This is a genomic window from Bacillus cereus group sp. Bc031 (genome assembly GCF_027716265.1).
Classification (GTDB): domain Bacteria; phylum Bacillota; class Bacilli; order Bacillales; family Bacillaceae_G; genus Bacillus_A; species Bacillus_A paranthracis.
Genome location: NZ_JAQFUL010000034.1, coordinates 1 through 22,404 on the forward strand (window position 1 = coordinate 1; position 22,404 = coordinate 22,404).

Genomic DNA, 22,404 nt, shown 5'->3' on the forward strand with positions numbered 1-22,404 from the left:
TTTTTCTCTCATTATACAAGAAAGACCCTATAGAATAGACTTTTTTTTAAGTGTCTATTCTATAGGGTACATTTTATCAGTAAGCTTCTTTTTTATTATTACGTATAAGATCTAATTACTCTTCCATTCTTTTAAGCCCTATATCAATTCAAAATGGCATCTTATTTTTTAAATACTTGTACTATTAACCATTAACTGGAGCAATACTCCAATTAATGATTTCAATATTTTTCACCTCCACTTTCCCTTTGACAAGAACATGTGGAATTAAGTGAAACATCCCAAATCTTCTACCCTTTTCATATTTCTCCCTGTAATATTCTTTGGTGCAGGTATTTAATTGCTTTAATTCTCTATATTCATTAAAGTTGATGATTTCTATTTCGCATTCTTTTAATTCTCTATTTGGTCCACCCCAATTGTGCTTTGTGTACTTGTATATTGCCATACACTGACCCTTCAGTGCGCTAATAGGAATTTTATAAAACAATTTATTTGTATGAATGTTTACTCCTATTTCCAATAATACTTTATAAATCTCATAAGGATGCAGTGGTAAAAAATGCACGACATCATTCCATAAACATTCTAGTTTTGGTATTTTACGTGTTAATAAGTTCTCTCTTTGAGTATGATCTTTATATTTTTGTATATACTCACGATATAAATTTGGATATACCCTTTTCAATTCATTTAATGGGATTAAATATTCTCCTTTTAGTTCTTCTGGTACCATATGATAAACATATTCCATAAAAACCTCCTATAAAAGATATACTTCCTATCCCAAAATTCTTCGCCATCTTTTCTATAATGTCCTCTGTTGAAGAATAATCCTATTATTCTCAAATCAGACACATAATAAGTGATTTCAATCACCACGTTGTTTTTCATTTATCGCTATTCTTAATTTAGATATTACATTTAAACTTTATGGAGGCATTCATATGGAACATACATTTACTGAAACTTCTATTGTCGGTGAGATTGTTACACAGTTTCCGAAAGCTAGTGATCTTTTTAAATCCTATAGAATAGATTTTTGTTGTGGCGGTAATAAGCCACTTATTGATGCAATTCATGAAAGAAATTTATCAGCTACTGAAGTAATTACAGAGTTAAATACGCTTTATCATAATACGAAACGATTAAATGAATCTGAAATTGATTGGAAAAATGCTTCTTATCGTGAATTGATTGATTATGTAATTCATAAGCATCATCGTTATTTAAATGAAGAGTTACCACAGTTAAGTCCTTATGTGACGAAAGTATTACGTGTTCATGGAGCAAATCAGCCGCATTTAGCTAAAATTCATAAGCTATTTCATGAACTTAAAATGGAATTAGAACAGCATTTAATTAAAGAAGAAACAGAAGATTTCCCATTAATTTTAGAATTTGAAAAAAATCCAACTGATGAAAACTATGCAAAGTTACGTAAAGTAGTAGATGAACTAGAAAATGAACATAACCACGCTGGCAACATTATTAAAGAACTTCGTAAAGTTACACATGACTTTACTCCTCCAGAAGGAGCTTGCGGCACTTATCGACTTGTTTACAATCGCCTTGAAGCGTTAGAGTCTGATTTATTTGAGCACATTCATGTAGAAAATAATATTTTATTTCCACGTGCCATTACGAGAGCGTAAATAAAGTGCAGGACATGAGTATACATACTGATGTCCTGCTTTTTCATTTTGCGAAACCTATCCACATCACCCTCACATAAATCAGAATTTTAACAATTTGTGAATCATTATAAAAATGTGATAAATATCACATCTCCCCCTTTCTTGATTTTCTATAATAAAAATATAATCCTTTGTTCAACATTTCACATAAAAAGGGGAAACGAAAATGAAAAAACGTTTAGTTATGATCGGAAATGGTATGGCTGGCATACGTTGTATGGAAGAAATATTAAAACATGATTGTGATTCATATGAGATTACTATTTTTGGAGATGAACCACACCCAAACTATAATCGCATTATGCTCTCTCATGTTTTACAAGGTAAAACAAATATACAAGATATCATTATGAATGAATACAGTTGGTATGAAGAAAACGAAATAACTTTGTATACAAATGAAAGAGTTCAAAGTATTGACCGAGAAGAAAAAGTTATTATTACAGAAAAGAATCGTACTCTTACATATGACAAGCTTATTATTGCAACAGGTTCTAGTGCTTTTATTTTACCGGTTGAAGGTTCCACTCTTCCTGGTGTAACAGGTTTTCGAACTATTGAAGATACACAGTTTATGATGGATACTGCTAAAGAAAAGAAAAAGGCCGTTGTCATTGGTGGTGGATTACTTGGTTTAGAAGCAGCAAGAGGTCTTATTGACTTAGGAATGGACGTACATGTTGTTCATTTAATGCCTAGCTTAATGGAGCAACAACTAGATACGAAAGCAGCTTCTCTACTGCGTGAAGATTTAGAAGCACAAGGCATGAAGTTTTTAATGGAAAAGAAAACTGTAAAAATTCTTGGTACAAACCATGTTGAGGGCATTCAATTTGAAGATGGTGAAGTTGTAGATTGTGATTTAATCGTAATGGCTGTCGGTATCCGACCAAATACGCAAATAGCAAGAGATGCTGGTTTAATTGTCAATCGCGGCATTGTAGTCAATGACTATATGCTAACAAATGATGAGTCCATTTATGCAGTTGGCGAATGTGCAGAACATGACGGTATCGCATATGGACTTGTTGCCCCTCTTTATGAACAAGGTGCAATATTAGCGAAACATATAACAAATTTACAAACTGATGGATATTCGGGCAGTATCGTCGGTACGCAATTAAAAGTTGCTGGTTGTGATTTATTCTCTGCAGGCCAAATTTATGAAGATGATCAAACGAAAGCAATATCCATCTTTAATGAATGCAAACGTTCCTATAAAAAAGTATTAATTCGTGACAATAAAGTCGTTGGTATCGTTTTATATGGTGACACAGCTGATGGTACACGCCTCTTTAGCATGTTAAAGAAAGAAGAAGATATACAAGAATATACACCAGCGTCCATTCTTCACAAAGCTGGTGAAGAAAGTGAACTTGATGTTGCTACAATGAGTGCGGATGACACGATTTGTGGATGTAATGGTGTTACGAAAGGAACAATCGTTCATGCCATTTTAGAACAAGAGTTAACGACTTTTGAAGAAGTTAAAGGCTGTACGAAAGCCGCAGGGTCTTGTGGTAAATGTCGTCCGCTTGTAGAACAAGTTTTATCTCATACACTCGGAGATGCTTTTGATGCCTCAGCCCAGTCTGCTGGTATGTGTGGATGTACACCTTTATCACGTGATGAAGTCGTAGCGGCAATTCATGAAAAAGGCTTAAAATCACCAAAAGAAGTACGAAATGTTCTTGGTTTTGTACATGAAGATGGCTGTTCGAAATGTCGTCCTGCTTTGAACTACTATTTACGTATGGCGATTCCAGAAGAATATGAAGATGATAAAGCCTCCCGTTTCGTTAATGAAAGAATGAATGGTAACATCCAACACGATGGTACATTCTCTGTTATTCCACGTATGTACGGAGGCGTTACAACAGCAGATGATTTAATGAAAATTGCTGAAGTTGCGAAAAAGTATAATGTTCCACTTGTGAAAATTACCGGTGCAAGTCGAATTGGCTTATACGGTGTTAAGAAACAAGATTTACCTAACGTATGGGCTGACTTAAATATGACTTCTGGATATGCGTATTCAAAATCTCTTCGTAATGTAAAATCATGTGTTGGCTCTCGTTTCTGCCGTTTCGGTACGAAAGATTCATTAGGACTTGGTATGCTCCTTGAACAATCATTAGAAATGGTAGATACACCTCATAAAATGAAGATGGGTGTAACGGGTTGTCCGCGTAACTGTGCGGAAGTACTTACGAAAGATTTTGGCGTTGTTTGTGTCGAAAATGGATACCAACTTTATATTGGTGGAAATGGTGGTACAGAAGTACGTGAAGCTGATTTTGTAATGATTGTCCCTACTGAAGATGATGTTCTTCGCATCGCTACAGCTTACATGCAATATTATCGTGAAACTGGTATTTACGGAGAGCGTACTGCCTACTGGACAGAACGATTAGGCTTCGATCACATAAAAGAAATACTGCAAGATGTAAATATCGTCACTAAGTTAAATGAACGTTTCCAAACAGCTCGTGGCACATATAAAGAAGCTTGGGGACAAGCACTAGAAACAAAATCATTAAAAGCGATGTATGAAGTAGAAACTGTGAAATAAGGAGCTGTGATCTATATGATACAAACGAAAGAAAAAATAAAAGTTATGCGTGCAGAAGATCTTCCTATTCAAATCGGTAAAGAGGTACAAATGAAAGGTATGTCTATCGCCCTATTCCGCCTTTCAAATGGTGATATTCGAGCTGTAGAAAATCGTTGTCCTCATAAAAACGGACCGTTAGCAGAAGGAATTGTATCTGGTGAAGTCGTCTTTTGTCCACTGCATGATTGGAAGATTTCATTACTAACAGGTGAAGTTCAAAAACCTGATGACGGTTGTATTCAAACGTACGAAGTAGAAGTCATTGATGGTGACATTTATATATATATGTAATTTACAAAAGGAAGCCTCCCCCCTGGCTTCCTTTTAAATAAAACTAGATGAGGTGCAATTATATGAACGGATATGTATATTTAGTTGGTGCAGGACCAGGTGATGAAGGGCTTATTACAAAGAAAGCGATAGAGTGTTTAAAACGTGCAGATATTGTTTTATATGACCGTTTACTAAACCCTTTCTTTCTTAGCTATACAAAACAAACATGTGAACTTATGTATTGCGGAAAAATGCCAAAGAATCATATTATGCGACAAGAAATGATTAACGCACACCTTCTTCAATTTGCAAAAGAGGGAAAAATTGTTGTCCGATTAAAAGGCGGAGATCCATCTATTTTTGGCCGTGTTGGTGAAGAAGCAGAAACTTTAGCAGCAGCAAATATTCCATATGAAATTGTACCAGGTATTACATCTAGCATCGCCGCTAGTAGCTATGCAGGTATCCCCCTTACCCACCGTAACTACAGTAATAGCGTTACTTTACTAACCGGACATGCAAAAGGTCCTTTAACCGATCATGGAAAATATAATTCATCTCACAATAGCGATACGATTGCCTACTACATGGGTATAAAAAACTTACCTACAATTTGCGAAAACTTACGACAAGCAGGAAAGAAAGAAGATACGCCAGTAGCAGTCATTGAATGGGGTACAACTGGTAAACAGCGCGTTGTCACAGGGACACTATCTACCATTGTTTCTATCGTCAAAAATGAAAATATTTCTAACCCTTCTATGACAATTGTTGGTGATGTCGTTTCCTTACGTAATCAAATCGCTTGGAAAGAACGTAAACCATTACATGGTAAAAAAGTTTTATTTACATCCGCAACAAATAAAACAAGTGTAATGAAGCAAAGGTTACAAGAAGCTGGTGCAGAAATATATCAAATTCCAACTTTCAAAAAGGAAGAATATACATTAACCCTTGAACAAATCAATGAAATTTTTAACGTTGATCGCCTTGTTTTTTGTTCAGCTGAAAGTGTAGAAATTTTGATGCAATCATGTAGTAAATACCAGAAAGATATTCGTTCCTTACAGGCAGAGCTGCAACACATGAACGTTGCCACTCAAGAAAAACTTATGCAATATGGCCTACTAAGTAAAGAAGCAAAGTTCTCTTCCGATACAACTGTTTATTTAGGCAGAAATATTAATCGGATTGCATTTATTCAAGAGAAAATTGGTGCCGGCTCCTATATGATGACTCATGAGTATACAATTGATCATCGTTTCGATGAAGTCCATTCTCGTATGCTTTCTGAATTCTTATGGGATAGCATTGTATTTGAAGGACGCGCTTCTATTGATACGTTTCTAGCAGAAGTAAAACGTCTTGGCTTTATCGATATTGTTACTCTCCCATTCTCGTATACCGACGTTCCAACTTTACACTATGCAAATAAAGTCGGGTTTCATAACGTAGATCATCAATTACAAGAAACTCTTATGAAGAAAGATATGGTAAGACAATGAAAGGAATTGTATATGTTGGACACGGGAGCCGGTTACAAGAAGGGAACGAACAATTCATTCACTTTATTCAATCTGTTATGAAAGAACGTAACGAAAGAATTCAAAAAATAGCTTTTCTAGAACTAACGACACCTACCATTTCGGATGCAGTTACAGAAACGATACTAGAGGGAGCAACTGAAATAATGATTGTACCTGTTTTATTATTTGCAGCAGCTCACTATAAATGTGATATTCCTTTTGAGATAGAACAAATGCAAAAGCAATATCCACATATAACATTTTCAGTTGTACCACCTTTTAGTACGCATCCGCATATGGTTGAACTTGTAGTGAAAAGAATACGTGAAGCTATGCCAATGCAAAATAGTAGTATTTTACTCGTAGGAAGAGGTAGTAGTGACCCCCAGCCCATACATGAGTTACAGCAAATTGGAGTAGCTGTCGAACAAAAACTCAGTATACCAGTATCGTGCTCCTTTTTAACGAAAGGAACGCCCTCTTTTACTGCTGAGCTAAAGACAATAACATCAACTGCATCCCATGTATATGTCATGCCCTACCTTCTCTTTACCGGATTATTGCTTCAAAAAATTAAGTTGTATACAAAAAAATACGATCACGTGACGACTTGTAATTGCCTACAGTTTGATACATATATGAAATTAACATTGTTAGAACGAATGGAGGAATGCATATATGTATAACATGTACCCCCTTATGTTTAATCTGCAAAATAAAGTGGTCGTTATCATTGGTGGAGGTAAAATTGCATATCGAAAAGCGTCTGGATTAAAAAATACAGGCGCTTTTGTCACCGTTATCAGCCCAGAAATTTGCGAGGAGATGAAGGAACTTCCTTTTATTACTTGGAAGCAAAAAACTTTTAGTAATGATGATATTAAAGATGCTCACCTTATTTATGCAGCTACAAATCAACATGCTGTAAATATGATGGTCAAGCAGGCCGCCCACGATTTTCAGTGGGTTAACGTTGTAAGTGATGGTACAGAATCATCTTTTCACACACCTGGCGTCATTCGACATGATGAATATGTTGTCACTATTTCAACTTCAGGTAAAGATCCATCGTTTACGAAGCGTTTGAAGCAAGAACTAACATCTATATTGCCTAAACTTATAAAAAAGATTTCTCGTACACATAAATTGTAGTCTATTTCTTAGTTAAAATCGTAATTACCTTTGGACAAACGTTTGTTAGGGGACGTTTGTTCTTTTTGTTGTAGTTCCGTTCTTTTATTCCATAAGCAATCTACGAAGAAAATGAATGGTGTTTGCAACTTGTAAGCAAGTAAATTTCATGACAAGTGCAACATTACGAGCAACTCTTTCTATTCAGTTTTTATATTGGATATTCATTCAACCAATTTAGCGCTTGTTCATAATCGTCAAAAAACTCTACGGATTCTTTTGTATTGGATTGTTGCAAATACTTCAGTATCTCTCCTTCTTCAAGAAGAAATGCAATTGCCTTGCTATGATTCAAAATAGTTTCATTGAAGAACTTCTCTTTCCATACTTTTTGAACAGAAAAATGATTTGGCGTGTATCCTTTTCTATCCACCAACAATTTGTATTTCCGCCCCTCAGAAATAAATTGCTGACAAACCTGCTCAAAGCCATTAAACCATTCATACACATCCTCTGTTTTAATCTGGCCAATTAGATGGGTAACAATCAAATCTCCTGAAATAGTTGTACTAATATTCTGTTTACTCATTTTAGAATCATCTCCCTTAAATACAATTATGAGGAAAAACCTCATAAAATCAATAAAGATAAAATTCTTACTTGACACTCCCGCCCCATCGCTATCATCCTAAGCTCATGTAATCTTAATTATAAGCGAGATTGCGTCTTTTTTCGCAAGTCTATATGTAAATGCTTTAAAGATTTGTATACGAAATAAACCTTAATGAGTTTCCTTTTTTGAATTAAGCCGCTTAATTCTCAGACACGATACAATTGTAAACGACACCTAATATATGAAAGACTGCTTTTTCTCATATCGATTCCCTTCCATCACTCGCCACCTCAAATCTATTCGTTTTTGCATGTAAATTCAAAACAAAATATATGACAAATAAATAACGACAGTTACTGTAACAATACTAAAAAGTGTTGAAAATAAAACGATTTGCGCATGTAGTTCAGGCTCTATTTGATACTCCATAGCAATGGTTGCTGTATTTCTTGAAGTAGGAAAAGAACTTGCAATAAATAATGATTGTGCAACAATACCATCAATGTTTAGTAGGTAGATCATGGTAAGTGCTACTAATGGTCCCATCAGTAACCTTCCAATTAAAGCCCATGTTATGACTCGATGGAAAAATTTAAGCTTAATGTTGGATAATTGCGCCCCTAGCAATATGAGTGCTATTGCAACAAAACCATTCGCAAGCTGATTAAGAGGTAGCAAGATAGAATTAGGTAATTGAATTGTAAAAGATTGAAAGAGAATCCCTAATACGAGCGCATGAAATACAGGCAGTCTTAGAAATGATTGAATAATACCTCCGATTGTTTTTGTTGCTGATAGTAAGTTATATATTCCATATGAATAGGTTAAAAGATTCTGGAAAATAACAATGAAAATCTGAATGGAAACCCCCACTGGATTGTGACTAAAAATCAATTGACTTACTGGTAATCCATAATTACCGGAATTCATTAACGAAATGCTATTTTTTAGAGCTGCACTTTCCCCTTTTTCTAACTTTAATATTTTTGAAATAAAATGACTTACTATGATCAGACTTAGACTGTAAAGCATTAAATAGTATATTATCTGGAGCAACAAATCTATTTCTATACGAATATCATATATATTCACAAATACAGCCGCAGGCATCAAGCAATACGTAATAAGTGTAGATAGTTGCTTTAAGTCAAATTGAAACTTTCTTTGTAAGATTGCACCAATTAGCATCAATATTAATATCGGTAATATTACGTCTAATATAATAAATACAAACATGTAAAACCTCATTCTACATATATTTTAGTTGGATTAAACGCTTTACTACCTATGGATCACATTTAATTCATCGGAAAACACCATTAGTTCTCAATAATCAGAAAAAACACTTACTTCATTCCCCTCCCCTCTCTTTTCTTTAACATAACAAATATGAGCCATAAAGAAAATTATGGATTATTTATAGAAATTTATAATTTTATCTTATCGACCTAAACTGTATTTTTTAGTTTAAGTGTACTATTTCACAATATCTATTAGCCTTACTAAAGAATCTGGTCCTAAAAAATATAGCGAAGCCTATTATATTACGAAAAGAACCACCCCAAAATACTTTGGGACGGCTCTTTTTCTTTATTAATGATTCTTTAACATCACTAACAGCTTTTCTTGACTATACATCCAGACTGTAATAATTAAACAAGCAAGTGCGACTTCTGATAACGCCATAAATCCTATTGCATAATGACCTGTTAGTTGGAATAGTAATGTTAAAATTAGAGGTGGGAAGAATCCTCCTAGTCCGCCTAAAGCTGAAACGAGTCCGTTTACAATACCAGCTTGTTCAGAGAAATACATTGGAACGAGTTTGAAGATTGTACCATTACCGATACCTGCGCAAAATGCGACAAGTAGGCAACCAAATGTATATACGTTCATGCTAGGCATAAATGATAAAATAATACCTGAAAGTGTTAAACCGATAAATACGAAGATTAATATTTTAAATGGATTAAACTTATCACCGAGCCAACCACCAATCGGACGCATAATTGTTGCGAGTACGATGAATCCGGCTGTACGTATACCTGCATCTACTTTCTCTAATCCGAAATGAGATACTAAAAAGTTTGGTAAATATACTGTAAATGCAACAAATGATCCGAAAGTTAAAAAGTAAAAGATACATAAAAACCAAAGTTTCTCATTTTTATATACACCTTTTATTTGTTCCATTAGTGGTGTATTCACTTTTTTCTCTTTACGATCACCTAATAAAAAGTTCATAAGTGCAAAAGCTGCAAGTAAAATTAAATAACATTGTACTGTCGTTCTCCAGCCAACTGAAGTTGCGATAACAGGCGCTAAAAATGAAGTAATTGCTGTTCCAGCGTTACCGACACCGTAAATACCATTTACAAAACCGTGACTCTCTTTTGGAAAGTATTTTGGTAAAGAAGTTACTCCTACAGAGAATACAGCACCACCGATTCCTACAAATAATCCACCAATAATTAAATCCATCATAGAATTGGCAACACTAATATAAAAAACAGGAAATAATAATAGAATAAAACTAATAAAGAATAATTTTCTTGCTCCGAAACGATTGGTCGAATAACCAATTGGAATGCGAAGAACAGAACCTAAAATAACGGGTACTGCTGTTACCATAGAAATTTGTCCCGCAGTTAATGGAATATCCACTTTAATATAGGGCATCAATGATGATAAAATAACCCACACCATAAAACCGATAATTAGATTAGAAGTTTGTAAACTTAATTGAAAATTAGGACTTTTCATCCTGTTCCCTCCTATGTATACGTAGTTATATTCATTCCCTCCAGCCTAATCACGTTCTTACATGATTAGGCTGAAAAGAATCAACCACCACTTACTGGCGGAATCATTGCTACGACATCACCAGTTTGAATAATGTCATCCTCATTTGCGTATTCTTCATTTATCGCGACCATAATCTCGTTTGAAATTGCTACATTATATTCCTTAATCAGAACTTCCTTCAGCTTCGCGACTGTAATATTTTCACAATCTATGTGTAATGCTGGCTTACTTACTTCTTCTTGTAAATGTGCAAATAATAGTACTTCAATCAAATTCTCATCTCCTTTCCAGGCTCGCCATTACCATATGCTGTTTTCTCTAACTGATCGCCTATCCACGACTCACTATCTTCCCAAAACTCTTTTTTCCATATCGGAATAATTTGTTTTATACGTTCCATAATATATTCATTCGCCTCATAAGCAGCTTTCCGATGCGGTGTAGCAACAGCAACGACAACAGCCAAATCAGAAATTTGTAATGTACCAATGCGATGTGTAATTGCCACATATGTTCCAGGCCATTTCTCCCCTACTTCGGTACCAATTCTCTCAAGCTGTTTCTCCGCCATCGTCTTATAAGCTACATACTCTAAATAAAGCGTACGTCGGCCTTTCGTAAATTCTCTAACAGTGCCAATAAAAGTAGTAATCGCACCACACTCACGCCGAATTACTTTGTTTGTCACTTCTTCAATTGATATAGGTGTATCAATTACTTCATAATACGTATGTGTCATTTCGCACCTCTTATCTTTGTATAAATTAGCAACCTATTTTTCTATTATTTGTATGAACGAAGCGATTCTTTCCATGGCCATTCACTTCCGCTGGTTAATTCTAATAACAGTACCGAAACAGTAATTCCAGCTTTAAATCCTCTCGTTCCCCCTGGCAAAACAATAAATGCATTCGCTTCTGCAAGTGAAGAAATTGCGCTAGATTTATCTAAACCAACTGGTGTAACTTGCAATTGACCATCTACAATTTCTACTCTCCCTCTTACAAATCGAGTAAACGGATTTGCTTTCGGAAAGTCTTTTTGTAAAATTGCCTCTGCACGAAATACGTGCGAATCTTTTCTATGCAAGTATGTTCCAATGACTGGTCTAACATATAATTCACAACCGACATAACAAGCTGAAGGATTACCAGATAAACCAAATAGTAGTTTTCCTTCTACCTCAGCTACAGTTGTCACACTTCCTGGTCGCATCGCTATTTTGTTAAAAAGTACATTAGCTTGTAATCTCTCATAAATAGCAGGCAAATAGTCATAGTCTCCTACTGAAACGCCACCAGTCGTAATTAAAATATCAACTTCTTTTATCGCCTTTTTTACATTGTTATAACACGTCTCAAAATCGTCAACGAATTGTCCATAATACCGTACAACTCCGCCCGCTCGTTCAATTTGCGCTGCTATCATATAGGAGTTACTATTTCGAATCTTCCCTGGCTTTAATTGTTCATGTACTTCAAGCAGTTCGCTACCCGTCGTTACTATTCCAATAATCGGCCGTTTTACAACATGTACGGAACTATAACCAAACGTAGCAAGAAGTGCTGCAACTCCAGGATTAATAACAGTCCCTTCTTTCACAAGGATAGTATTTTGTTTTACATCTTCACCTTTAAAAGAAATGTTATCACCGGCTGCGAAACAGCGTTTTAATGTCATATAAGTCTTTTCGTTTTTTTCAAATCCTTCCGTTAGTTCTAACATAACAACCGCATTACACCCTCTCGGAATTGCGGCCCCTGTCATAATACGGACAGCTTGAAATGCTTTCACTTCTTCTGTAAAAACAACCCCTGCTCCAATTTCACCAATCACTTCAAACTGAATGGGATTACTGCTACTTGCTTCTTTTGTATCTTCCGCTCTAATCGCAAATCCGTCGTACGGAGAGCGATCAAAATGCGGGACATCATGATCTGCAATAACATCTTCTCCAAGCGTTCTTCCGTAACTTTCTATAAGAGAAACCTCTTCTGTTTCACCTTGATAAGCATATTTCATTACTCGTGCAACTGCTTCCGCCACTGGAATTGGTATACGTTTTGCTAACATTCTTTTTCACCTCGTTTTAATAAGGAGAAACTTTCTTTCTGTTCATCCTATATATTTTGCGTACAATCGTTTTCCTATTTTCACATCATTTGTCCCATGAACAAATGCCCTACCGTCTGTAAATAAAACGAAACGATATTCATCAATTAGAAATGATAGTAAGTACGGCGTTTTTTGGACATGTACAATTTTTTGTAATCTTTTTTTAATTTCGTTTAAATTTAGAGCTCTCTTTATTCCTGGACGGATTTGAACTGTATTCCGTCCGCATAGCACCTCCGTTTTCACCTGTGATTCAAATGTTAAACTTGGGTACGTACGTGTATTTCCGCAAGATGGACATGTACTTTTTTTCTGTTTATTTACTTTTAATGAGAGAAATTGATTGTTCCAAATATCAAATGATAACATTGTTCCTCGTAGCGTCTCGAAATCATCCACCAATATTTTCATTACTTCTGTCACTTGGTGAGCAACAACCATCTGTACAGCTGGCTGAATAATTCCCGCTGTATCACATGTTGCACCGCCCATCGGATGATCCATTAAGCAGCGAAAACATGGTGTTTTCCCTGGAAGAATTGTGTACGTTACACCGTAACTTCCAATGCATCCACCGTATATCCAAGGTATATTTTCTTTTTGTGAAATATCATTTATAAGTAGACGCGTATCAAAGTTGTCAGTCGCATCTAATATGAGATCTACTTCTTTCGTTAACTCTTCCATTTCTTTCATTGTGACATCCGTTACAACTGGTACAATTTCCACCTCAGAATTAATCCTTCTTACATGTTCTGCCGCTGCAATTGCTTTTGGTTTGCATTGTTTTGCATCTTCTTCTGTATATAACTGTTGCCGTTGTAAATTACTCCATTCGACATAGTCACGATCGGCAATTGTCAATTTCCCAATTCCCATCCGAACGAGCGCTTCTGCATTTGCAGCTCCTAGCGCCCCCGCACCAATTAAGAGCACATGCTTTTCCCTTATTTTCCTTTGTCCCATTTCACCTATTCCAGAAAACAATACTTGTCTTGAATATCGCTCTTGCATAAGGAATCCTCCTTTCGCTATCCACCAATGTAAGACATCTCAACTTTTTGACGTTTATTTGTACTTTCCGCCGTTCTTTCATCTGAATATCGATCTGTTCTATATCGCCATGTATGTTGTAAAATTTTTAATAGTGATGCATCAGAAATATTTTCTCGAAGAAGCGATCGTAAATCCGTTCCTTTTTCTCCAAATAAGCACGTATAAAACTTGCCGTCTGCCGAAATACGGGCTCTCGTACAAGAAGAACAAAATGACTCAGATACTGAAGTAATAAATCCAACTTCGGCATCGCTTCCTACATATCGATACAATTTCGCAACTTCTCCAAAGTAACGAGGTTTAACAGGTTCAATTGGATATACACGATTAATTTTCTCTATTAATTGTTCCTTCGTAACGACTTGTTCAAAGTTCCATCCGTTCGTACTGCCTACATCCATAAACTCAATGAAACGTAACTGTATTTCTTGTTCTTTAAAATACTGAGCCATAGGAAGAATTTGACTATCATTCATCCCTTTTTTTACGACCATATTTACCTTTACTTCTAATCCAGCTTCCTTCGCTGCTTCAATTCCTTTCAGTACAGGTTTCGTACTTACATGTCTTCCATTAATTTTTTGGAAGACACAATCCTCTATTGCATCTAAACTAATATTTACACGCTTTAATCCTGCTTCTTTTAGCGCCTTAGCTTGTTTTGCTAAATGAATTCCGTTTGTTGTGAGCCCAATATCTTTTAAGCCTTCTAGCTTTGCAAGTCTTCCAATTAACTTCGGTAAGTCTTTACGCAATAAAGGTTCACCGCCAGTAAGCCTAATTTTATTAACTCCCATACTTATAAATAATCTCGCTAACCTTTCTATTTCATCAAACGTTAATAAACACTCTTCCTGTAAAAAAGCATAATCAGGTCCGAACACTTCAGCAGGCATACAATATGTGCACCTAAAATTACAACGATCAATAACTGAAATGCGTAAATCTTGAAGTGGTCGCTTTAAAGAATCTTTCATGTTCTCGTGCATCTATATCCCTTCTTTTCTGCTGCAATCCTTAGTAAGCTTTCATTTTTTTATTTGCCTTTATTATAAAAAAGAAGCTACATATTCAATGTGACTTTTCTCACATCACTTTCCCCATTCAAAAACTTTTCACAAATCCGTTCGCATTTTGTTCACATCTTCAGGCCATACTCCTTACGGTCATTGAAATTTTACATTATTTTTAAAATAGCTCTTGCATTTTCATCATATTTACACTCAAAATAGGAAATGTATTGCTTATAAGAAGAAAGGTGATTGCTGTGGCAAACAGTATGACATTATCTCAAGATTTAAAAGAATTACTTGCATCTGTTGAATATAAAATGCAGATAAAAAAAGGTAGTTTTATTTTTCAAGAAGGTATGGAGGCAACCGAACTCTATATCATCCACTCAGGAAAAGTACAAATTAGTAAACTTAGTGCTGACGGACAAGAACTAACACTTCGAATTTGTTCGGCATACGACATTATTGGAGAATTAACATTGTTCACGGATAATGCGAAGTATTTATTAAATTCAAAATGCCTTGAAGATGTTGAAGTAGGCGTTATAAAGCGTGAAGCGTTAGAAAAAGAATTACTCCAAAAACCAGCTCTTGTATTTGAATTTATGAAATGGATTAGTGAACATTTAAGAAGAATGCAAACGAAGTTCCGAGATTTAGTATTACACGGCAAAAAAGGTGCCTTATATTCTACTCTCATACGAATGACAAATAGTTATGGTGTTTTAAAGGAAAATGGTATTCTCATCGATTTACCGTTAACGAATCAAGAACTTGCTAATTTCTGTGCAACTTCACGTGAAAGTGTAAATCGAATGTTAAATGAATTAAAAAAGCAAGGTACAATTTCTATTCATAAAGGAAAGATTACAATACACGATTTACAATTTTTAAAATGTGAAATTGCTTGTGAAGATTGTTCTGCTTCTGTTTGTAGTATTGATTAGCGTCTTATTTAGGTACTTATACCTATAAGGAAAGCCGAGGTCTCCAATTAGATCTCGGCTTTCCTTATAAATTACGAAACATATAAAACTAATTTATTTTTTCAATTCATTTGGAATACGTCTTCTGTAAATTACATAGCTACGGCTTACATATTTAATTGGGGCACTAAATACGTGTACCAGTCTAGTAAATGGCCATACTGCGAAAAGCCCCATTCCCGCAAGAATATGAATTTTAAACCATACAGGTACTTCCTTCATATAATCAACTTTCGGTTGAAAAACGAAGAGGCTTCGGAACCATGGACCGATCGTTGTACGATAATCAAATCCTTTTGAGTCGATATTTAAAAACGTTGAAGAAAGTCCTGCTAGCATTACGATAAGTAATAGAATAAGCGCAATATAATCTCCCTTTGTACTCGTTGCAATGATACGTTTTACCGTTACGCGGCGGTACGTTAATATAATTAAACCGATGATTGAAGCAACCCCTGCTGGAAGCCCAAAACTAATTGCTACTACATGATACATATGCTCAGAAATACCTATGGAACGGTATACAGCTTCTGGAATTAAAATCCCCATAACATGCCCGCCAATTACGAACATAATCCCAAAGTGGAATAATATACTTCCGATTCGGAGCATTTTCTTTTCTAATAGTTCACTAGATTTTGATGTCCAACCAAATTGATCATAGTTGTATCTGAAAATATGTCCACCGATAAAGATTGCAAAAATGATATAGGGAAACAATACCCATAGAAATTGATCCATCATTTTGACAACTCTCCTTTCTAATTTGTCTGTACACCCCATGTATCGATAGCAAGTAAAACAGCCGAAAGAATTGGTTCATACATACTATCTGCTTCTTTTAACTGAACGTGTAATGCTTGTATATTCTCCTTGTATTTACTCATAATTGGTTCACTGTCTTGCTCATTTGCATTTGCAAAAAACTCGAGTAATAGCGGTAAGTAATCAGGTAGTTCTTTATCTGTTACTTCAAAACCAGATTTTTTATAGTGCTGTTTTAACTCTAGTAATTCAATACCTCTTTCTCTTTGTTCACCGGTGTTCATATACGTTAAATACATATTTGTCTTCTTACCAAAATCAAATGTACATACGTAACTATCAATAAGTTGATCGTTCGTTTTATGTAGTGCTTGTTTTATAAATGTTGTAAGTGATGCTTTAACGTCTTCTTGTTCAATCGCTTCAATCTCTTCTAGTAATTCAGTTAAAGCTTCTCTCCACCCAAGTTCCGGGTAAGAGAGAAGGAATGAAGAACAAGAAAAAGCAGTTTGTAAACTTTGTCTCATAATTTTCTGCCCCTTTATTTAAGAAATTGTCATACAAGAGCCTGGACCACCTGTGAATGATAAACCACAGCTTCCTTGTTCGCTATATAAATCTGCCACTTGTTCACGGTGAGATGTCGGGATGACGAAGCGATCTTTATATTTTGCAATGGCAAGAAGACGATATATATCTTCTACATCCTGTTTCGTTAAACCAAGTTCTTTTAATACAGCTTCATTTGGTTCTTTATTAATTTGCAGTGCTCTCATATGCGTTCGCATAACAGCCATTTTTTTCAATGTAAGTCGAATGTGTGATTCATCTCCTGCAGTGAGTAAATTCGCTAAATATTGAATTGGAATACGCATATTATCGATAGCAGGGAAAATCTCTTCTGCTTGCCAGTTACTACCTTTCCCTTCCACCATATTCATAATTGGGCTAAGCGGTGGGATATACCAAACCATTGGCATTGTACGATACTCTGGGTGAAGTGGTAGAGCAATTTTCCAATCGATAATCATTTTATAGATTGGTGACTGTTGTGCCGCTTTAATCCACTCTTCAGGAATGCCTTGTTTTTTCGCTTCAGCTGCTACTTCAGGATCATTTGGATCTAGGAAAACAGTAAGCTGAGATTCATATAAATCTTTTTCATTCTCAACAGAAGCCGCTTCTTTTACTTTGTCAGCGTCATATAGCATTACCCCAATATATCTGATACGTCCTACACATGTTTCCGAACAAATTGTTGGCATACCAGCTTCAATACGTGGGAAACACATTGTACATTTTTCCGCTTTATTCGTTTGCCAATTAAAGTACACTTTTTTATATGGGCAAGACGATACGCAGAATCTCCATGCACGACATGCATTTTGATCCACAAGAACAATCCCATCTTCTTCCCGTTTATACATCGCACCAGATGAACAAGACGATACGCAAGATGGATTCATACAATGTTCGCATATGCGTGGTAAATACATCATAAAGACATTTTCAAAATCGGTTTTAATTTCTTCTTCCATTTTCTTTACGTTCGGATCTTGTAATCCTGTTATATGTCCACCAGCTAAATCATCTTCCCAGTTTGGACCCCATTCAATTTTGTCGATAAATTCGCCTGTAATTGCTGATTTCGGACGAGCAACTGGCTGATGCTTACGCTGCGGACTATTTGTTAACGTTTCATAATCATAGTTCCACGGTTCAAAGTAATCATCAATTGTTGGTTGATCTGGATTGTGGAAAATATTCATAAGGCGCTTCATTTTCGAACCGGATTTCAGCTGAATTTCACCATTTTTCAATTCCCAGCCACCTTTATATTTCTCCTGATCTTCCCATTGCTTCGGATAACCAATGCCAGGTTTCGTTTCTACGTTATTGAAATACATATATTCAGCACCTGGACGATTTGTCCAGGTGTTTTTGCACGTTACGCTACAAGTATGGCAGCCGATGCATTTATCTAGGTTCATTACCATTCCGACTTGCGCTTTAATCTTCAAGCCAATCTACCTCCTTCAGTTTGCGAATTACAACGTTTAAATCGCGCTGGTTCCCAGTTGGACCATAATAGTTAAATCCATAACTTAATTGACCGTATCCACCAATCATATGTGTCGGTTTTACGTGAATTCGAGTTGGACTATTATGCGTTCCCCCGCGATTACTTGTTAATTTCGTTCCAGGTACGTTAATGTGGCGATCTTGCGCATGGTGCATAAACGCCATTCCTCTCGGTATACGGTGCGTTACAACTGCACGTGCTACAACAACACCGTTACGGTTAAAGCACTCAATCCAATCATTATCTGCAACACCAGCTTCTTCAGCATCTTCTTTATTCATCCAAACAGTTGGACCACCTCTAAATAGCGTTAACATCGGTAATGAATCAAAGTACATACTATGAATGGACCACTTATTATGCGGTGTTAAATAGTTTAGTGTAATCTCTTTCCCTTCTACTTCAGGTCGTGATTTACGGAACGGTTTATGTTGCAGAATTGGTTTAAATGTTGCCATCGTTTCACCAAATTCTTTCATCATGTCATGATCTAAATAGAAAGATTGTCGTCCAGTGATTGTTCTCCAAGGGATGAGACGTTCTACATTTGTTGTAAATGGTGAGTAACGGCGCCCACCTTTTTCAGAACCTGTAAAGGCTGGAGAAGTAATTACTGTTTTTGGCTGCGCTGTAATTTGTTCAAATGTGAAGCATTCTTCTTCACGTTCTTCTGCTAAATCACGTAATTTTAAATCTGTTTGTTTTTCAAGTGCCTCCCATGCTTTTACAGCCATATGACCATTTGTTGTAGAAGAAAGCGTTAATACCGCTTCAGCAGCATTGATTGCTTCTTTTATGTCTGGACAACCTTTCGCAATAGAATCTGTTCGAACAACTCCTAATCGGCTTTTTAATTGCTCATACTCTTTTTCTGCCGACCAAGAAATTCCTTTCGTACCAATCGGTTGTTTCCCGGCATTTGGTCCAAGTGCTGTCATTTTGTCATAAATCGTTTTATAATCCCTTTCGACAACATGAATTTGCGGCATCGTTTTACCTGGTATTGGTTCACACTCACCTTTGCTCCAATCTTTAATCTTACCAAGTGGTTGTGCTAATTCTTGCGGTGTATCATGAAGAAGTGGTGTTGCAACAACTTCTTTCATTGGTTCAAGATCAATTTTCTCTGCTAAATCTGACACAGCTTTAGAAAGTGAAGTGAAAATATCCCAGTCAGAACGTGCTTCCCATGGCGAACCGATTGCCGGATTAAATGGATGTACAAATGGATGCATATCTGTACTGCTTAAATCGTGTTTTTCATACCAAGTTGAAGCCGGTAAGACGATATCAGAATAAAGCGCTGTTCCAGCCATACGGAAATCTAAATTAATGAGCAAATCAAGCTTCCCTTCTGGCGCTTCTTCATGCCACTTCATTTCTTCTGGTCGTAATGAATCACTATCATCATTCATTAATCCGTTCGTTGTACCTAATAAATGTTTTAAGAAATATTCGTGTCCTTTACCAGAACTTGAAATTAAGTTTGCACGCCAAACGAATAAGTTGCGCGGGAAGTTATTTTTGTTATCTGGATCTTCAATCGCAAATTTTAGTTCTTTTTCTTTTAATTTTTGTGCAACATATTTTCCGATTTCTTCTTGTGTTGTTGCACCAGCAGCAACAGCTTCTTTATATAGTTCAATTCCATTTTTCTCAAATGTCGGATAAGAAGGTAACCAGCCAAGTCGCGCCGCTAATACGTTGTAATCACCGTGATGTTGATAACGAGAGTTGCCTTCGACTGGTGATGCTAAATGTCCCACTGGTGTATCTTCATAGCGCCATTGATCTGTTACGAAATAGAAGAAAGATGTACCGTTTTGTAATTTCGGTGGCCCTTGCCAATCTTTTGCCATTGCGATTGTTTGCCATCCTTCTGCTGGTCGTAATTTTTCTTGCCCAACGTAATGCGCCCAGCCACCGCCGTTTACACCTTGTGCTCCAACGAGAAGTACAAGATTTAAAACGGCGCGATAAATTGTATCAGAGTTAAACCAATGGTTAATACCAGCCCCGACAATAATCATTGAGCGACCATTCGTATCAACAGCATTTTGTGCGAACTCACGAGCGATTTGAATAATAAGCTCACGTTTTACTCCTGTCATTTTCTCTTGCCATGCAGGTGTAAACGGCACGTCATCATTGAAGTCTTTCGGCTCTTGTCCACCAAGCCCTCGGTTCACACCGTAATTTGCTAACGTTAAGTCATATACAGTAGTAACGAACACTTCGCCCTCTTCTGTCATAACCTTTTTCACTGGAATTGTACGTTCTAATACTTTGTTTCCATCATCAGAGAAGTACGGAATTTGTACAGTTCCAACATAATCTTCCATTCCAAGTAAAGAAAGACGTGGATCAATCTTTTCGCCTGTTTCTTCATCTTCTAAACGTAAATTCCATTTCTTTTCGTTATCCCAACGTGACCCCATTGTGCCGTGAGGTGTTGCAAAATCGTTCGTATTTTCATTCCAAAGTACAGGTTTCCATTCTCCTAACTTTGTTTCGCGTCCAATATCAGAAGCATTTAAGAATCGATCCGCAACGAATTGGTCTCCTTTTTGTTTCAATGTAACGAAGAAAGGAAAATCAGTATATTGCTTCGCATACTTTGTGAAGTATTCCACTTGATTATCTACGTAAAATTCTTGTAAGATCACATGCCCCATTGCCATCGCAAGTGCACCGTCTGTACCTTGTTTCACACTAATCCAATCATCTGCAAACTTTGTTGACTCAGCGAAATCAGGACTGACAGAAACGACTTTCGTTCCTTTATATCGAACCTCCGCTAAAAAGTGTGCATCTGGTGTTCTTGTCATCGGTACATTTGAACCCCATGTCATAATGTAACCAGAGTTATACCAGTCACTACTTTCTGGTACATCTGTTTGATCACCCCAAATTTGCGGAGAAGCTGGTGGTAAATCTGCGTACCAATCATAGAAACTAAGCATCGGTCCACCCATAAGTTGCATAAAGCGGCTGCCTGCAGCATGACTTAACATCGACATAGCTGGAATTGGTGAAAAGCCAACATTTCGGTCTGGACCGTATTTCATTACTGTATATAATAATGAAGCTGAAACGAGTTGTAACACTTCATCCCAATTCGCACGAACGAATCCCCCTTTACCACGTGCCTGCTTATACTTGCGTGCTTTTTCAGGGTTTTCCACAATGCTTTTCCAAGCATCTAATGGTGACTCATTATTTTGTAATTCCTCTTGCCACATACTCCAAAGAACACCACGTACATACGGATATTTCACACGAAGTGGACTATAAATGTACCAAGAAAAACTCGCTCCACGTGGACATCCTCGTGGTTCAAAGTCAGGCATATCTGGACCTGTTGTTGGATAGTTAAGCTCCTGTCCTTCCCAAGTTACAATTCCATCTTTCACATAAATGTTCCAACTACATGAACCAGTACAGTTCACGCCATGTGTAGAACGAATTACTTTATCATGCTGCCAACGCTTTCTGTACACATTTTCCCATTCACGATCTTCATATGTTTCTTGTGTATGATTATCGTTATAACGATCTATTGGTGAAAAATATTTTAAACGTCTCATTAGTGCTGAAGGTTTCTTCTTCATACTGTTCACTCCTTTAATACGTCTCTCTTACATACCCTTACTATAAGAGAGGTTGTAAAATACAGATGTGACATTTCGCACAGTTCAAGAGATTGTCAAAAATTCCGGAAAAAATA

20 protein-coding genes are annotated in these 22,404 nt (G+C 36.3%); 7 read left to right on the forward strand and 13 right to left on the reverse strand.

Features of this window, described 5'->3' with window-relative positions; all coding sequences use genetic code 11:
* Window positions 1-184: 184 nt before the first annotated feature.
* Window positions 185-754 (reverse strand): hypothetical protein, encoded by a 570-nt coding sequence (locus PDQ33_RS14705; protein ID WP_000456965.1) that lies wholly within the window; start codon window positions 752-754, stop codon window positions 185-187.
* Between the two features lie 193 nt (window positions 755-947).
* Here PDQ33_RS14705 and ric point away from each other — a divergent pair, with 193 nt between their 5' ends.
* From ric to PDQ33_RS14735, 6 genes are all read left to right on the forward strand, one after another.
* The gene (ric, locus tag PDQ33_RS14710; protein WP_000401354.1) at window positions 948-1,655 is read left to right on the forward strand and encodes an iron-sulfur cluster repair di-iron protein; all 708 of its coding nucleotides are present in this window, start codon (window positions 948-950) and stop codon (window positions 1,653-1,655) included.
* Between the two features lie 208 nt (window positions 1,656-1,863).
* Window positions 1,864-4,269 (forward strand): NADPH-nitrite reductase large subunit, encoded by a 2,406-nt coding sequence (gene nirB / locus PDQ33_RS14715; protein WP_061130741.1) that lies wholly within the window; start codon window positions 1,864-1,866, stop codon window positions 4,267-4,269.
* Between the two features lie 15 nt (window positions 4,270-4,284).
* Entirely contained in the window at window positions 4,285-4,602 is a 318-nt protein-coding gene (nirD, locus tag PDQ33_RS14720) for a nitrite reductase small subunit NirD (RefSeq protein ID WP_061130740.1), read from the forward strand.
* A gap of 62 nt (window positions 4,603-4,664) precedes the next feature.
* Window positions 4,665-6,089, forward strand: a complete 1,425-nt coding sequence (locus tag PDQ33_RS14725) for a uroporphyrin-III C-methyltransferase (RefSeq protein ID WP_061130739.1) — start codon at window positions 4,665-4,667, stop codon at window positions 6,087-6,089.
* Window positions 6,086-6,796 carry a sirohydrochlorin chelatase gene (locus PDQ33_RS14730; protein WP_046197555.1) on the forward strand — a complete coding sequence of 237 codons (711 nt, stop codon included), beginning with the start codon at window positions 6,086-6,088 and terminating at the stop codon, window positions 6,794-6,796. The genes PDQ33_RS14725 and PDQ33_RS14730 overlap by 4 nt, the downstream gene beginning before the upstream one ends.
* On the forward strand, window positions 6,789-7,262 hold the full coding sequence (locus PDQ33_RS14735; RefSeq protein WP_000282597.1) for a precorrin-2 dehydrogenase: 474 nt from the start codon (window positions 6,789-6,791) through the stop codon (window positions 7,260-7,262). The genes PDQ33_RS14730 and PDQ33_RS14735 overlap by 8 nt, the downstream gene beginning before the upstream one ends.
* A gap of 190 nt (window positions 7,263-7,452) precedes the next feature.
* Here the strand turns inward: PDQ33_RS14735 and PDQ33_RS14740 are convergent, their stop codons facing one another.
* From PDQ33_RS14740 to moaA, 8 genes are all read right to left on the reverse strand, one after another.
* Window positions 7,453-7,875: an STAS/SEC14 domain-containing protein gene (locus PDQ33_RS14740; protein ID WP_073535995.1), complete on the reverse strand. Its 423-nt coding sequence runs from the start codon at window positions 7,873-7,875 to the stop codon at window positions 7,453-7,455.
* 297 nt (window positions 7,876-8,172) lie between these two features.
* A complete protein-coding gene (locus tag PDQ33_RS14745) occupies window positions 8,173-9,090 on the reverse strand; it encodes an AEC family transporter (protein ID WP_061130738.1) in 918 nt (305 codons plus the stop codon).
* Between the two features lie 357 nt (window positions 9,091-9,447).
* A complete protein-coding gene (narK, locus tag PDQ33_RS14750) occupies window positions 9,448-10,617 on the reverse strand; it encodes a nitrate transporter NarK (protein WP_270756014.1) in 1,170 nt (389 codons plus the stop codon).
* Window positions 10,618-10,697: 80 nt separating this feature from the next.
* Window positions 10,698-10,931: a molybdopterin converting factor subunit 1 gene (gene moaD / locus PDQ33_RS14755; protein WP_000573674.1), complete on the reverse strand. Its 234-nt coding sequence runs from the start codon at window positions 10,929-10,931 to the stop codon at window positions 10,698-10,700.
* Window positions 10,928-11,398, reverse strand: a complete 471-nt coding sequence (locus tag PDQ33_RS14760) for a molybdenum cofactor biosynthesis protein MoaE (RefSeq protein WP_000149956.1) — start codon at window positions 11,396-11,398, stop codon at window positions 10,928-10,930. The genes moaD and PDQ33_RS14760 overlap by 4 nt, the downstream gene beginning before the upstream one ends.
* A 44-nt stretch (window positions 11,399-11,442) precedes the next feature.
* Window positions 11,443-12,732, reverse strand: coding sequence for a molybdopterin molybdotransferase MoeA (gene moeA / locus PDQ33_RS14765; RefSeq protein ID WP_000880222.1), 1,290 nt, complete (start codon window positions 12,730-12,732; stop codon window positions 11,443-11,445).
* Window positions 12,733-12,774: 42 nt separating this feature from the next.
* Entirely contained in the window at window positions 12,775-13,788 is a 1,014-nt protein-coding gene (locus PDQ33_RS14770; RefSeq protein WP_270756016.1) for a molybdopterin-synthase adenylyltransferase MoeB, read from the reverse strand.
* Between the two features lie 17 nt (window positions 13,789-13,805).
* Entirely contained in the window at window positions 13,806-14,819 is a 1,014-nt protein-coding gene (gene moaA / locus PDQ33_RS14775; protein ID WP_000545027.1) for a GTP 3',8-cyclase MoaA, read from the reverse strand.
* Window positions 14,820-15,097: 278 nt separating this feature from the next.
* On the opposite strand from moaA, the gene PDQ33_RS14780 reads away from it, so the two are divergent.
* Window positions 15,098-15,790, forward strand: coding sequence for a Crp/Fnr family transcriptional regulator (locus PDQ33_RS14780; protein WP_000013859.1), 693 nt, complete (start codon window positions 15,098-15,100; stop codon window positions 15,788-15,790).
* A gap of 93 nt (window positions 15,791-15,883) precedes the next feature.
* On the opposite strand, the gene narI is transcribed toward PDQ33_RS14780, so the two are convergent.
* Genes narI through PDQ33_RS14800 form a run of 4 tightly spaced genes read right to left on the reverse strand, consistent with a single transcriptional unit; the run spans window position 15,884 to window position 22,288 of the window.
* Window positions 15,884-16,573, reverse strand: a complete 690-nt coding sequence (gene narI / locus PDQ33_RS14785) for a respiratory nitrate reductase subunit gamma (protein WP_000969201.1) — start codon at window positions 16,571-16,573, stop codon at window positions 15,884-15,886.
* Between the two features lie 17 nt (window positions 16,574-16,590).
* Window positions 16,591-17,121, reverse strand: a complete 531-nt coding sequence (narJ, locus tag PDQ33_RS14790; protein ID WP_270394387.1) for a nitrate reductase molybdenum cofactor assembly chaperone — start codon at window positions 17,119-17,121, stop codon at window positions 16,591-16,593.
* Between the two features lie 18 nt (window positions 17,122-17,139).
* On the reverse strand, window positions 17,140-18,615 hold the full coding sequence (narH, locus tag PDQ33_RS14795; RefSeq protein WP_270756019.1) for a nitrate reductase subunit beta: 1,476 nt from the start codon (window positions 18,613-18,615) through the stop codon (window positions 17,140-17,142).
* Entirely contained in the window at window positions 18,605-22,288 is a 3,684-nt protein-coding gene (locus PDQ33_RS14800) for a nitrate reductase subunit alpha (RefSeq protein ID WP_061130734.1), read from the reverse strand. The genes narH and PDQ33_RS14800 overlap by 11 nt, the downstream gene beginning before the upstream one ends.
* Window positions 22,289-22,404: the final 116 nt, after the last annotated feature.